Source organism: Pontibacter diazotrophicus (genome assembly GCF_003367245.1).
GTDB lineage: Bacteria > Bacteroidota > Bacteroidia > Cytophagales > Hymenobacteraceae > Pontibacter > Pontibacter diazotrophicus.
Genome location: NZ_QRGR01000009.1, coordinates 147897 through 163117 on the forward strand (window position 1 = coordinate 147897; position 15221 = coordinate 163117).

General features: G+C 51.7%; 8 protein-coding genes. 4 read left to right on the forward strand and 4 right to left on the reverse strand.

Annotated elements, in window-relative coordinates:
- Positions 1-60 precede the first annotated feature (60 nt).
- Entirely contained in the window at positions 61-822 is a 762-nt protein-coding gene (locus DXT99_RS09895; RefSeq protein ID WP_115565382.1) for an NUDIX hydrolase, read from the forward strand.
- A gap of 36 nt (positions 823-858) precedes the next feature.
- Here the strand turns inward: DXT99_RS09895 and DXT99_RS09900 are convergent, their stop codons facing one another.
- From DXT99_RS09900 to DXT99_RS09915, 4 genes are all read right to left on the reverse strand, one after another.
- On the reverse strand, positions 859-1683 hold the full coding sequence (locus DXT99_RS09900; protein ID WP_115565383.1) for a hypothetical protein: 825 nt from the start codon (positions 1681-1683) through the stop codon (positions 859-861).
- 165 nt (positions 1684-1848) lie between these two features.
- On the reverse strand, positions 1849-2607 hold the full coding sequence (locus tag DXT99_RS09905; protein WP_115565384.1) for a 4'-phosphopantetheinyl transferase family protein: 759 nt from the start codon (positions 2605-2607) through the stop codon (positions 1849-1851).
- A gap of 20 nt (positions 2608-2627) precedes the next feature.
- Positions 2628-3980: a cytochrome P450 gene (locus DXT99_RS09910; RefSeq protein WP_115565385.1), complete on the reverse strand. Its 1353-nt coding sequence runs from the start codon at positions 3978-3980 to the stop codon at positions 2628-2630.
- Positions 3981-3992: 12 nt separating this feature from the next.
- Complete coding sequence (locus tag DXT99_RS09915; protein WP_115565386.1) at positions 3993-6011, reverse strand: 3-oxoacyl-[acyl-carrier-protein] synthase III C-terminal domain-containing protein; 2019 nt, start codon at positions 6009-6011, stop codon at positions 3993-3995.
- A gap of 471 nt (positions 6012-6482) precedes the next feature.
- Between DXT99_RS09915 and DXT99_RS09920 the strand changes: the two genes are divergently transcribed.
- The 3 genes from DXT99_RS09920 to DXT99_RS09930 are packed head-to-tail and all read left to right on the forward strand — an operon-like array spanning position 6483 to position 15213.
- Positions 6483-8207: a fatty acyl-AMP ligase gene (locus DXT99_RS09920; protein ID WP_115565387.1), complete on the forward strand. Its 1725-nt coding sequence runs from the start codon at positions 6483-6485 to the stop codon at positions 8205-8207.
- Positions 8204-9511, forward strand: a complete 1308-nt coding sequence (locus tag DXT99_RS09925) for an LLM class flavin-dependent oxidoreductase (RefSeq protein WP_115565388.1) — start codon at positions 8204-8206, stop codon at positions 9509-9511. The genes DXT99_RS09920 and DXT99_RS09925 overlap by 4 nt, the downstream gene beginning before the upstream one ends.
- 47 nt (positions 9512-9558) lie before the next feature.
- Complete coding sequence (locus DXT99_RS09930) at positions 9559-15213, forward strand: type I polyketide synthase (protein ID WP_115565389.1); 5655 nt, start codon at positions 9559-9561, stop codon at positions 15211-15213.
- Positions 15214-15221 lie beyond the last annotated feature (8 nt).

Sequence of the window (15221 nt, forward strand, 5' to 3'; positions counted from 1 at the left end):
TGACATAATGATAGACATTATTTTCATTATGTCAAAATAACACATTAAGCTTTTAACTCTATGCCTGACCCAGGAAACCCTGTTGAGCAACCTGATGCGGCTCAATTTCCCCTACTACCACAACTCACACTGGACTGTATCATCCTGGGTTTTCACGAAGACCAGCTGCGGGTGTTGCTGCTCCGCTGGAAAGACACCCAGGAATGGAGTTTACCTGGTGGGCCGGTTCGTCAAAACGAGTCAGTGGATGCGGCTGCCCATCGCATATTAAAAGAACGAACAGGTCTGGACCAGCTGTTTCTGCAACAGTTCCACGTGTTCGGTGATGTAGTACGCTACAACCGGGAAGAGATTAAGAAAAAGCTGAAGCACGTTATAGACCCGGAGAAGTGGTATGAGCGGGCAGTATCTATTGGCTACTATGCCCTGGTTGACTACTCCAAAGTAAGTCCCACACCGGATGCTTTTACGGAAGAATGCCAATGGTGGGATATAAAGAATATACCCCAGCTGTTATTCGACCACAACCACATCATAACTGTTGCGCTGCAGGCGCTCCGCATCCAGTTAAGCTGGCAGCCCATCGGCTATAATCTGCTGCCGGAGGAATTCACCATGCCTGAACTACAACGGCTTTATGAAACCATACTTGGGCGGACGCTGGACCCGCGTAACTTCCACAGGAAAATACAGGGCCTGGGAATAGTAGAACGCCTGGAAACCCGGAGAAAGGGTGGTGCCCACAAAGCCCCTTACCTGTACCGGTTTAACAAGGCGCAGTATGAAGCGATGCTCACTGAAGGAAATTTGTCTTTTAGCTGATGTCGGTTTTGGTGTTATTTCTTAATACGCAATTCGCTATACGTGATTCGTAGTTCTGGTGTCGTTAGGCAAACTATCGTGTACAGCCTGAATGAGGTCTGCAACCGGATTTATAAAGTCCTTATCCTCCCAGTAGTCTGAATGGCTGAGGGGTGTCCAGCCTGTGTTTATTTCGCGGTCCTGCGTTACAATATTGTCGTAGGCATTTGGGAAGCCTTTGCTCAGCGGCTTGAGGGGCCAACCCAGTATGTCATCCCGATCGTAGAAGTTATGCCACTCAAACAGGTTGTTTGGTTTGCTGATTGCCACTATCTGCTCCAGGCCTGAAACAAAAAGTGGGATATTGCATCCTGATGTTACCAGCAGCCTGGCAGTTCCTAACTTCTGGAATTCTATTGGCTCCTGCCCTTCCCAGATTCCCTTGTTTTGCTGCGCATCCCATATGTAATTTGAGATAATCTGGCAGCCTAAAGAGTGGGCTATAATTATCACAGGTCGGTCCTGGTCCTCCAGCTCTACGCGCAGGGCGTTTATTTGCCGCAGGATAGTGTGTTGTATTCTCCTGTAGGAACTGTCTGCCTCGTTTGGCCTGAACTCGGAAGTGGCGGCATCACTGAGGAAGTTTAGAAAGAATTTCCGCAGCCTTTGCTGATCCAGTGGGTTTCCGCTCTGCACCATGTTCTCCCACACCCTGTCCTGGTGCACCTGAAAATCGCCGTGATACCAGATGGATTTGAAACTCAGGTCGGCAATTGTCTCTTCCCTGAGCTTTTTATAAAGGTTATGCTGCAGGGCATTGGCATAATCCGGCCGCTGACTGCCCATTCCGTGTATGGTCAGTACTCCAAACTTCTTTGACATGTCTTTCCCGTCTCCCGCTCTTAATGGATGATTATGCTTATGAGTCACCCGCACCAATATAATACATATTTGTAAAACCTGCTTATATAGCCTAAATAGGGATTTTAATTTCGATGTTTTTAATTACTTCTTGCTAATCCGTCTGTATGTGTGCCCATTAAGCTGTCAAGGGAACTTAGGTAAATTATATAGGAAGCACGAAAGCTTACAATCCCCTCCCTCAACGGCAATGGCAGCAGCGTACCCTTTACCCGGAAACAAGTCCTGCACATACCAACAGGAGGCTTCCCCATTTTTGCCTGGTAAGGTCACTGCTGAAAGCTCCCCATGTATGCAGGAGACATCACATTGTTCCATTGGAAACGAAAGCCCCTCCCCCTTCGCCTTCAGAACGGATTCTTTTCTGGTCCAATATTGAAAAAACACCTCATACCGTTCTTTTTCAGGAATCCCTCCCAGTAAACTAGCTTCGCCTGGTGAAAAGAACCTCCGGGTAATTTGCTCAACAGCAACATCATAGCGGATATGTTCAATATCAACCCCCATGTTCCGGTTAAGAGCCACAGCGTATAGTGCGAATCTGTCGGAGTGTGACAGGTTAAAGCAAAGTGAATCGCCACCGGAGTTCGCTTCAAGTACTGGTTTGCCATGAGGAGAGTAGGCAAATCTTATGCTGCGCGGTGCCTCCCCCAGGTAGTGCCCCAAGATGTTACGCAATATGCCACGCGCAGCGATGAACCGGTCCTGATCTTTTCGAAAGAAGAAACGACCGGCCCTTGCCACTTCGTCTGCGGAAAGAGTGTGCAACAGGTTTTCTCTTTGATGCGCGGAAAGATCAAGGGATGCGCACCACACATGCACCTCTTCTGCGTGGGCCAGTGCCCCAGGTAGTACCTGCTGCCATTGCTGCTTATTTGCTGCCATGCCTGATAAAGTATTCCTCTTTATTTTCTTCTGTGAAGCTGCATCATCATGCCGTGTTTGGGGCGCAGGTTAAGAAGTTGTGCCATCTCAACCGAATGGTCAGGCACCAAGGTCATGCGCCAGAATTGTGCAATAGAGGCGAGCACCAGTATCCCTTCCAGCCAGGCATAATGTTGCCCGATACAGGAGCGTGGGCCCTCGCTAAACGGGAAATATTCGAATTTGGGATAGTGCCCGTCCGGACGCTGAGCCCAGGAATAAGGATTGAACTGCTGGGGATCCGGATGGAAGCGGGAATCCCGGTGTATCAGATACGGACTCATCAAAACGATGGTACCACCCGGCACAACATAATTGCCTATAGCAAATTGTTCGAGCGCCTGGCGGGCAATAATGTAAATAGGCGGGTACATCCGCATGGATTCTGTAAAAATCATCCGGGTGAATTTTAGTTGAGGATAGTCATCCAGCGTTGGCAGCCTTCCCTGTAGTACGCTATCCAGTTCCTTGTGCAAATCAGCCTCTACCTCCGGATGTTGCGAAAGCAGGTACCAGGTCCAGGTGAGGGCTATGGAGGTGGTATCAAATGCAGTCAGAAAAAGGGTCAGGGCCTCATCTCTTATGCTCTGATCGCTCAGGCCGCCGCCATCAGTTTCCCCCTGTTCCTGTAGTAACAAGGAGAGTAAATCTCCATTGTTCAACATGCTCCTCCTGCGTTCAGCAATGATCCTGTAAATGGTTTTATCCAGTTGAGCTTTCGCTCTGAAAAAACGAAGGGTTCCTGGAAGCGGAAGCTTCAGCAACAACTCTGCAAAGGGTAGCGTGATCCTTCCAAAAAGGCTCATGATAGATTCCAGGGCCTGATCAATTTCCGGGGCTTCTTCTTCTATGTCTACATTGAACATGGTCTTACCCGCGATCCCTGTACTCATCTTCATCATTTCTCTCATCACATCCACGCGCATGCCATCTTCCCAGCCATTCATCAGGCGCGTGGCATACGCAGTCATGGCAGGCGCATATATACCCATCATCCGGCGGTGAAAAGCTGGTTGTATGATGCGTGATTGACGCTTGTGGAACTCCCCTTCGCTAGTCAGAAGTCCCTCCCCCAACAGTACCTTGGCCATTTCCAAGGGCCTGCCCTTCACAAAATTGCTATGTTGCTTCGAGAGTACTTCCTTTATGTAATCAGGGTGATTCAGGTAAACAACCCGAAGCGGGCCTATTTTAAAATGAACAATATCGCCGTATTGCCCTGCCAGCTTGCTCAGAAAGCCAAGGCTATCCCGTCGAAATCGAAGGAGGTTTACCAAAGAGATAGTAGGCTTTGGCCCAGGGGGGAGTTGGGAGCTGTTTGCCGCTTTGCTCATGCTTCTTTTGGCTTAAAAACGATAAACAGCACAACCTACCTGTATTCCGGAGCCTACTGCAATCAGTAGCCCGGTGTCGCCAGGCTTGACCAGCCCGTTTTCTAGGGCGTACGCCATCCCGTAAGGGATAGAAGAAGAAAACAGGTCGGACCCCGCCCCCACTACATCTACAAATTTCTCGGAAGGTAGCGCCAACTGAGTGCCTAATCTGGCAATAAACGCGGAGGAGATTTGGGGAGGGAAAACCTTATCAATTTGACTGGCCTTGAGCCCCTCGAGCTGCAATAGCTCCTCTACAGCAGGCTCAATATAAGCCAGGTACTTATCCTCTATATCCGGTTCTTTCTCAAAATGCAGAAAGGGCTTGACGTCAGCGGTAGAACAATAGGACGTATAGGCATCGAGCGATTCTGTATGATAATGAAACAGAAAGCGTGAAAATCCCCTGTTATTTTCCGGATGAGCATCCAGAATGACGGCAGAAGCAGTTTCACACACGCCCAGCAGTTTATCGGGAAATAGAGTGGCATTGTTTTCAACTTCCGTAGCTACAATCATAGCCGCTTTGCTCATTCCCGCCTGAATTGTCTGCTGCGCTACATAACAAGCATTCAGAAATCCTACGGAACCGTTGAAAACATCAAAGGCAAGCGTTTTTTTCTGTTCCTGCCCACCATAACTTGCATTCATGTTCAGCTTTCCTGCCAATAAAGCAGCAAAAGCCGGCTCCAAAAGATAATCGCTGCGGTAAACACCGCTATGTATGAGCAGCCCGATATCGTTGCACTGGTAGGAGGAGTTCTCCAAGCAATTGGTTGCTGCACTCTGCTGTAAAGCCAGGGAGTCCGTATTGTTGATGGTTCCTTCCGGAAGAGTCCCTATACTTTCCATTCGGATACCGGGAGTATGACACTTGCTCTGGGGATTTGCATGCACCGTAGCAGGCTCTTTTATTATTTTACCCTTTTGTGCTCCCGTTTGACGCAGTCGATCCGGCAAATCATCGAAAACATACAGCGCTGTACCTACGGTGAGACCAGAGGCCGAAATGCCAAAAACCACTTTATCCCCGGATTGCATTTTATTTTCCCGAATTTGATCGGCTATGGCAATAAAATGAGAAGTGGAGGCGGTATTGCCGCGCTGCTCCAGGTTATTCACCGTGTTACCATCATGCAGGATATCGTTGCTCAACAGACTGTTGATCTCATTCTTCGCACTGTTCAGCGTCAACTTAGAGGTTTGATGCAAGACCAGGTGCTGGATGTCAGCGGGTGACCAACCGGCCCGTTGCAGCACATCCAAGGCGGCGGCCGCGCCGGACTTAATGGCTACATCTGTCAGGTTTACCGAGTCCGTATGCATGATCCACCCTCCATGTGCTGATGTTTTGGCGACACAGTAAGGGCTGTAGCGGCCAAACGTCTGAAGGTCAATTCCCTGAAAACCGGATTTATTATCAGCGGACTTCTCCAGGATCAGCGCTGCACCGGCATCTCCCAGGGTCAGGCAGGCGAGCCTAGGATCCATGAAACCGTCCATCTCTCTTTGGGCCGTACGGGTAAGGTGGGTAATGTATTCCCCACTGACCAGCATGGCCCGGCGGATGGCCCCTGTTTGTAACAAAGCATTGACGAGATAGATACCGGTAAACATTCCGGCGCAGGCATTGGTGATGTCGAAGGCTAGGGCATTGCAAAACCCAAAAAGATTTCTGAGTTTGACGGATGTGCAGGGCTCAAAGGAAACTGTATCCAGCGCATCATACCTGGATATATTACAGCAAATCAGGAGATCTATATCTGCCGGAAGATAGGCTGATTTTTCAAGGCAGTCGGAGACAGCCTTTTTAGCTAAATCAATGGAAAATTCCTGCTGCCCCGCCATGCGCCTGCTTATAATACCGGAAACTTTTTCCAGGGGGAAGCAACTTTGGCTTTTACAGCCCTGCAACACCTCCGTAGTAGAGACAGATTGGGGTGGAAGATAGATGCCGATACTCTCAATAATGGTGTTTTGCTCCTGGTCCATATACCCCTCCCTGCGAAGTTGAACATCGTGATGAATGATATGATAGGTATTCCCTTATAGGCCAGACAGGCGGTTTTGTCCTTTACTCTGACCGGAAGATAATATCATCCCAAATTACGTTGGGTTTTGTGGTGCCTGTATAATTACAACTTGTTATTTTCATAAATATAAAATATATTGGATCAAAATAAAAACAAATATTCTTTTACTTATTACCGTTAAGTACCTATAAATAAGGTTGGAAGAGCTGGACAATGTTTAGCTCTTCCAGCTCAAGGCAATACACTAGCCTCTCGGATGGTCAACACTTGCTAATTTAATTCGACCAACCACAAGGCTCTTCATCTCTTATAGGAGAGCAGGAGAGATTTCCTTCTACGCACCATGTCACTAACTATTTTCTCTTAGTTAGGAGCAACATCTTCAATTGACGGTTCAGCGATACTTTTTACTGCTTTCATCTCCTTAAACATGATAGTTCTGCCAACATCACTGGTTGATATTCTACATTATCGCGCGACTGAGCAGCCCGATAAGTTGGCTTTACGGTTCCTGGAGGATGGAGAAGACGAGGAGGTTAGCATAACATATAAAGTATTAGATGAACGGGCACGAACTATCGGAGCCATCCTGCAGGCATCCACTAAGGTTGGAGAAAGGGCGCTGATCCTTCTTCCGGCGGGACTGGATTTTGTTGCGGCCTATTTGGGTTGTCTGTATGCGAAGGTTATTGCCGTTCCGGTACCTCCTCCCCATCCTGCCCGTCTGGAGGCAACGCTTGCGGCAACGCTTCGAATAGCCGGTGATGCCAAACCGGCAGTCGCGCTGGTAAGTTCCTCTCTCTTCGAAGCAATAGCGCTTCAGAAGCAAGTAAAGGAGCAGTTCAGGGGAATCGAACTGTTAGTAGCAGCGGCAGATGGCATAACAGATGACGGTGAGAAATGGCAACAACCGGAAATCGAGGATAATGACCTTGCCTTTCTCCAGTACACCTCCGGCTCAACGAGCTTGCCCAAAGGGGTCATGGTAAGCCATCAAAACCTGCTGCATAACCTGGGCCTGATCGAAGCATCTTTCGGTCAGTCAAGTGCAAGCGAAACGGTCATCTGGCTCCCCCCTTACCACGATATGGGACTTATAGGAGGCATACTGCAACCACTATACACAGGCAACCCTGTTACCCTCATCCCCCACCTGATGTTTTTGCAGCGGCCTGTTCGTTGGCTCCAGGCCATCACGCGTTACCAGGCTACCACCAGTGGAGGCCCTAACTTCGCTTACGACCTGTGTATCCGGAAGATCAGGCCAGCGCAAAGAGAACAGCTTGATCTCAGCACCTGGGAAGTCGCATTCAACGGGGCTGAGCCTGTCTGTAACAGGACGTTGGAGCGCTTTGCTGATTTTTTTGCCCCTTGCGGTTTTCGCCGGGAGGCCTTTGTTCCGTGTTATGGACTGGCAGAGGCGACCCTTTTGGTTACAGGAGGACCGAAAGCCAGAAGACCTGTGATGAAAAACCTGGAAAAGGCAGGGCTTGAGCACAACATGGCAATAGTTTCTCCGGAAACCAGCAGCGGCATGCAGACGGTGGTAAGTTGCGGGCAAAACCTGGGCAGACAAACGATCAGAATTGTTGATGCAGAAACGCTGCGCCCATGCCTACCGGGTCGGGTCGGAGAGATCTGGGTCTGTGGCCCCAGCATTGCGAGCGGGTATTGGAACAAACCTGTGGAGACAGCAAGCTCTTTTGGCGCACGCCTGCCTGGCAGTGAGGAAGGTCCCTTTCTGCGTACCGGGGACCTAGGCTTTCAACTTGATGGGGAACTTTATATAACCGGTCGCCTTAAAAACCTGATCATCATTGATGGGAAAAACTACGATGCGCAGGATATAGAAAGAACAGTGGAAGCCTGTCATCCCGGTATAAAGCCGTCAGGATGCGCCGTATTTGCCATCGAAAATGCCGGGCGTGAACAAGTCATTGTGATGGCTGAAATGCAGGTTAAACTAGTTACAGACACAGCAGAAGTCATAAAAGCGATCCGTAATGCTGTTGCCCAACAGCATGAACTTCCTGTCTGCGACATCAGGCTAGTTTTTCCTGGCAGCATCCCGAAAACCACCAGTGGCAAAACAAGGCACTTCGTCTGCAAAAAGAACTACTTATCCGGCACCTTAAATGAGATCATACCAGCATGAAATTCGGAATATTCATTGATTTACAGTTGCCACGCCCCTGGCAGGAAGGGGATGAATACAAGCTTTTCCAGGAAGCTTTGGAGCAGGTAGCGTTAGCAGATCGCTTGGGTATCGACTACGTCTGGGTGCAGGAACATCACTTTCTTGAAGAGTACTGCCACTCCTCTGCCCCGGAGGTATTCCTGGCAGCCTGCAGCCAACGCACGAAAAATATACGCCTGGGGCACGGCATCGTGGCGATGTCCCCCCGGTTCAATCACCCCGCAAGAGTCGCAGAGCGTCTTGCCACACTCGATCTGCTCAGTGGCGGACGTGTGGAATGGGGAACCGGGGAGTCGGGGTCTCGCATGGAACTGGAAGGATTTGGGGTTGACTTCGTGGACAAACGGGCCATGTGGGCGGAAGCGTTACAGGAGACGGCAAAAATGATGCGCCTGACCCCCTACCCTGGCTTCCAGGGGAAGTACTTTTCGATGCCGCACCGGAACGTGGTGCCGAAGCCCCTGCAGAAACCCCATCCCCCAATCTGGGCCGCCTGCTCCAACCGCGATAGTCTGCATTTGGCCGCCCAATTGGGCCTTGGGGCGCTGACTTTCGCTTTTGTCAACGCGGAAGAAGCCAAATTCTGGGTGGATGAGTATTATGAAACTTTCAAAAAGGAGTGCAGGCCCCTTGGGCAGGCGGTGAACCCCAACGTAGCCATGCTAACAGGCTTCATGTGCCATCCGGATCATGAAATAGCGATCAGCCGTGGCCAGGATGGCGCTCAGTTTTTCGCCTACGGGCTAGGACACTACTGGCGCGACGGCATTCACTTTCCCGGCCATACCGACTTGTGGAGTGAGTTTCAAAAAAGACCCGTTTCCGCAGATCAAAAACTTGAAAGGGAACGCAAGAAGGCCGGCATGCGGGGCATTGGAAACCCAAAGCACCTGATTGAGAACTTCCGCTCATTCGAAACTGCCGGAGTCGACCAGTTGATTCTTTTGCAACAATGCGGGTCATACCAGCATGAGCATATTTGCGAGTCCCTGGAGCTTTTCGCGGCTGAGGTCCTGCCGCAATTCAAGGAAAGGGAGGCGAAACGAGAAAAGGTGAAGCAACAGGAACTGGAACCATTTATCTCTGAGGCACAGCGACATATTCAGGTGCCGGAGCTCATGAAAGAAGTGCCGCCTGTTGAAGCCTACCCCCTTATATGGGAAAAATTGAGTTCCGGCAGCCCCCAGGGCACACCGGATCGGCGGCCCGGCATGACAGCATTCTGGCAAATGCAGGTAAGTGGGAAACGCCCGAAGAATTAAATCTGAAGGGCCGGTTTTAGATGGTTATTTGAACAATGCACTGAGGTATGAATGCAAGAGAAATTCAGGATTGGCTGGTAGTTCAACTCGTGGAGGAATTTAATATTGGTCCGGGTGAGATCGATGTTCATGAACCCTTCACAAATTATGGGCTTACCTCGCGTGATGCCGTGACCCTTTCAGGCGACCTGGAAACGTTGTTAGGGCGTCGGCTTTCCCCTACCCTGGCGTATGAATATGCCAGCATCTTTGAGCTCTCCCGTCACCTGGCCGAAGAAGCGGAAACCGAAGGAACTGCCGCAGGTGAAACCGCACCAATAGTTGATGCCAACGAGCCAATTGCCATCATTGGCATGGGATGCCGGTTTCCGGGTGCCGCAGATCCTGAATCTTTCTGGCAGTTGCTCTTCCATGGGGTGGATGCGATATCCGAAATACCAGCAGATCGCTGGCCGAAGCAGGCATTTTATCACCCCGATCCTGCTGTTCGCGGCAAATCTATTTCAAAGTGGGGCGGCTTCCTGGACAACATCGATCAGTTTGACCCTTATTTTTTTGGCATTTCGCCAAATGAAGCCAAACACATGGATCCGCAGCAGCGGTTGCTGTTAGAGCTGTCCTTTGAAGCCCTGGATAATGCCAGCCAAGGGGTGGAACAGCTTGATGGAACCCCCACTGGCGTGTTCATCGGGATTTCCGTTAATGAGTACAGCCATATCCACTTCAACAACCCTGAGGCGATCTCCAGCCACTCGGGCACGGGAAACGCCTTGTCTGTCGCGGCCAACCGGATTTCTTATTTTTTCAATCTCCGGGGACCGAGCATAGCCATTGACACGGCCTGCTCCTCGTCGCTTGCGGCGGTGCACCTGGCCTGTCAAAGCCTCAGAAGTGGTGCGTGTTCCATGGCCCTGGCTGGGGGAGTGAATCTTATTCTGTCGCCAGCGCACTCCATTGCGTTTACCAAGGCTGGTGTGCTTGCACCAGACGGCAGGTGCAAAACATTTGATGCGGATGCCAATGGGTATGTACGTGGTGAAGGGGGCGGTGTGGTTGTACTGAAGCCACTCTCTTCGGCCTTGGCGGATGGTGATCCTATCCTTGCCCTGATCGCCGGAAGTGCTATGGCCCAGGATGGCCGTACCAATGGATTGATGGCCCCGAACCGGGAATCGCAGGAAGCCCTGTTGCGGGAAGCCTACCGGGCAGCGGGTATGTCTCCGGGCAGTGCCCAATATGTAGAAGCGCATGGAACAGGCACGCTGCTGGGCGATTCCATGGAAGCCGCGGCTCTCGGCACAGTCATCGGGGCGGAGCGTGATCAGGCCCCTTGTGCCATAGGCTCTGTCAAAACCAACATCGGGCACCTGGAAGCTGCCGCGGGAATAGCCGGTTTGATTAAGGTGATATTATCCATGAAATACCAAACCCTTCCCCCCAGCCTGCATTATCACGCTCCCAATCCCCACATTCCCTTCGATGTGCTCCATCTCCGGGTACAGCAGGAAGCAGCCCCATGGCCTAAGGCTTCAGGCCCGGCCATCGCAGGCGTGAGTTCATTTGGTTTTGGGGGTACCAACGTACACGTGGTCGTGCGGGATGCGGGGCATCATTATAAGGACAAGGAACATGAGCATACCCAATTCGCGCAATCCCCTTGCCATCTTCTACCTCTTTCGGCTAACAGCCAGGAAGATCTTCAATCGCTGGCTGGCAGCTTTCAGGACTTACTGGCCTCTGATTTTAGTGTTTCAACGAAAGACCTCTGCCTTGCCGCCGGTAAAAGACGCAGCCAGTATCCTGTCCGTCTGGCGGCAATAGGTGAATCCCGAAGCGAATTAGCCAACTGCCTTCAGGCTTTTATGAAAGGGGAACAGCACCCGGGCCTTTTACACAGTGGCATGGCGGCGGTTCAACCACCAAAGCTGGCGTTCGTTTTTTCGGGGCAGGGTGGGCAATGGTATGGTATGTGCCGGGAGCTGCTGATTCAGGAGACGAGCTTTTCCCGGTCCATTGACCGGGTAGACCGTGAGATTCAGAAACAGTTCCAGTGGTCCTTAAAGGACGCGCTACTGGCAGAACCATCGGAGCAGCGGCTCGAGGAGGTTGACGTGGTGCAGCCAGCGATCTTCGCTATCCAGGTTGCCCTGGCCGGGTTGTGGCAGGAATGGGGCATAATACCCGATGCTGTCATCGGGCATAGCATGGGCGAGGTCGCCGCCGCCCATGTGGCGGGGATACTGACGCTGGAAGACGCAATACGGATCATATGCCTGCGCAGCCAGCGCTTAAAGGACCTGCGCCAGCGGGGAGCGATGCTGGCAACAGAACTGTCACCCGATCAGGCTGAAGAATTGCTAAAAGGGCGCGAAAACGAAGTTTCCATAGCTGCAATAAACGGTCCTGCTGCTACCATTCTGTCGGGAGATCCAGAGGCATTGCAGGTCATCATGGACACTCTCGGCCGCCAAAACCTGTTTTGCAGGTGGGTCAAGGTGGATGTTGCCTCCCACAGCCCGCAAATAGAGCAGTTGCGTACTGGTTTAATGAAGACATTGGATGGACTGCACCCGAAACCAGCGCGGCTCCCCTTCTACTCAACAGTGACGGGCGCCCGGGGAGACGAACTGCTTTTCGATGCTGCATACTGGGTCGATAACATCCGAAAACCAGTCTTATTTTCAGATGCGATTGGGCACATGCTGGAAAGCGGCTATTCCCTTTTTGTAGAGCTTGGCCCCCACCCAATTCTTCTCAGTTCCATTCAACAGTCCCTACAGCCCCATCACCAGCGCGTCAGGCTGCTGCCTTCGCTGCGTCGGGAGGCACCGACGCAGCAAACCCTGTTCAGTACTTTGGGTGCCCTTTATACAGAGGGCTTAACCGTTAGATGGAAGAACCTTTATCCTGAAGCCGGCAAGTATGTACAGCTCCCCCCGATTCCCTGGCAACGGCAGCGCTACTGGATGGACCCCACTCCTACCAGCACAAACCTTACTCCGTATCAGAGACAAAAGGAGGGTCCGCTAGTGCACCCATTGCTAGGTGCCTGGATTGATCTGGCCAGTTCCCCTTCCACCCGAATCTGGCAAAAGGAGCTTAACGTGGAAATGCTCAGGTTCCTTGGAGACCATCGTATCGGAGACGATATAGTGTTCGCTGCTGCTGCATTCATGGAAATGGCCTTACAAGCTGCTGACGAAACAGGCATAAGCCGCTCGCACGGGATGCTTGACTTCTTTTTCACAAAAAAACTGATACTGCGGGAAAGGACCCCCATGACCATTCAGGCGCTTTTGACGCCGGTTCAGGATAGCAGCTTTACCTTCCAGGTTTTTAGCTGGACCGGTCCGGAAGCAGGTTGGGCACAGCACGCTTCCGTCACGTTCGCTCAACACCATGAAAATAACGCTGCGAGCGCATCAGCCGGAAAGCGCCAGGGCGAACTTCGGCAGTATTTGTCATCGGAGCTTTCTTCGGAAGAATTCTATCAATCGCTCCAGCTTCGTGGTTTACAGTACGGACCCGCTTTTCGCGGCGTAGAACACATATGGGGCAAAGACAAGGAGGCACTAGGGCGGGTCAGGTTACCGGAGGCCCTGCAACATGAAAAGGATGCCTTTCAAATACATCCGGCACTGTTAGACAGCTGTCTGCAGGTGCTGGCCGCGATACCCGCCGTCCCAAATGTTCATGGCCTTTACATCCCAGCTGAATGCAGGCATATTAGGTTCTTTTCGCGACCTACCAGCCTTCTGTGGAGTTATGTAACCTTACAATCGGAACCGGCCCCAGGTGCAGATAGCATCCATGGGAACATTGTTTTATTTGATGAAAACGAACAAGTCGTTGCTGAGCTGGAAGGCTTGCGCCTGCAGCGTATGGGAGGCCGCAGGCGCAACCTCTCTACACTGGACACCTGGCTGTATCGGCTAGACTGGCAGGCGCGGGGCATCTCAGGTATAGAGCCTGCAACGAGCCGCGAAAAAAGGAACTGGTTGATCTTGGCGGACGAAGAGGGCTTCGGAGCAGCATTGGCCATCCAACTGGAAGCAGAAGGTGATACATGCTATCTATTGCCAGCCGCGGAAACTCTACACGAAGGTGAGGGTGCATTACGGGAAACAATGGAAAGACTTATGGGAGTAATTACTTTGCCCTTGTCCGGCATCGTTCATCTGTGGAGCCTGTCCATCCCCCCGCCATCTTCAGTTCCCTCTGAAACCATGAGCTTCTACGGGTGCAACAGTGTCTTGTATCTCGTGCAGACTTTGGCCACTCACTTTGCCGGAACGCCCCGATTATGGCTGGTGACACGAGGCGCCCAGGCCATCCGGCCTGGTGAGCCGATTACTGTAGAGCAGTCCCCTTTGTGGGGTCTGGGAAAAGTAATCAGCTTTGAGCTTCCCGAGTTCAGTTGTACCCGCATCGACCTTGATCCCCAACAGTCCCCTTCAGAATCAGTGCCTCTTCTTATCAGGCAGTTGTTGGTAGCTGATCAGGAAGACCAGGTGGCATTCCGAGCCGGCGAACGCTTTGTGCTCCGGCTTTTACCATTCAAGCCAACGATTCCATCCTGCACTACCGAAGTGGAACTGCGCGCTGACCAGACTTATTTGATTACCGGCGGCTGGGGTGGGCTTGGGCTCGCAACCGCAAAGTGGATGGTACAAAAGGGAGCACGACACCTGCTTTTGGTGGGAAGAAATAAACCATCCCGTTCGGCTATGCAGGTGATAGATCAGATGCGGAACACAGGCACTCAAGTAGTCATAGTACAAGCAGACGTTAGTGATCAGGCGCAACTGAAGGAGGTATTTGAGAAGTTAGAACAGGATATGCCTGCGTTGCGTGGCCTTGTACACGCCGCAGGCGTGCTGGATGATGGCGCTCTGCTCAACCTGGACGCACAGCGGATGAAAACGGTCATGGCGCCGAAGGTGGAAGGTACCTGGGCCCTACACTGTGCTACTTCCGGCCTCTCCCTCGATTTCTTCGTCCTCTTTTCGTCTGCGGTCTCTGTCCTGGGGTCTCCGGGGCAGGGGAATTATGCTGCTGCCAGCTCCTACCTGGACGCGATGGCTCACTATCGTCGCCACCTGGGGCTCCAGGCCATCAGCATTAACTGGGGGCCCTGGGCTGAAGTCGGTTTAGCTGCGGAGACAGCAGAAAAACTACAGGAGCAAAATGCTGCTGCGCAGCATCTCGTCAAGGTGATCGGGATTCAGCAGGGCCTGGAAGCGCTGGAGTCTTTTTTGGCAGAACCGGCGCCCCAAATGACGGTGTTGCCTTTTAATTTGAAGTATTTGCTCGAGCTTTACCCAGCGGCCGCCGCTATGCCTTTTTTTGAAGAAGTGAGAGGAAGTGATACCCATGTTGCCCGTCATTATGCGCGGCCCAACCTGCGCCAGCAGTATGTTGCCCCCCGAACGCAGGTGGAACACAAACTTGCGGCGCTATGGCAGCAAACCTTGCACATCGACCGTGTGGGCATGCACGACTCCTTCTTTGAACTCGGCGGCGACTCTGTGCTTGCGGCACAGATACTGGCATTAGCCCGAAAAACATATGGTGTTAATATAAACGTCCAGGAGGCTTTCCAGGCTTTTACAATCGAGCGGCTTGCGGAACTACTGGAAGCTGAGATCTTAAAGCAAATTGAAGAAATGAGCGAGGAGGAAGCTGAAAGACAACTTGAATAGCGCAACTG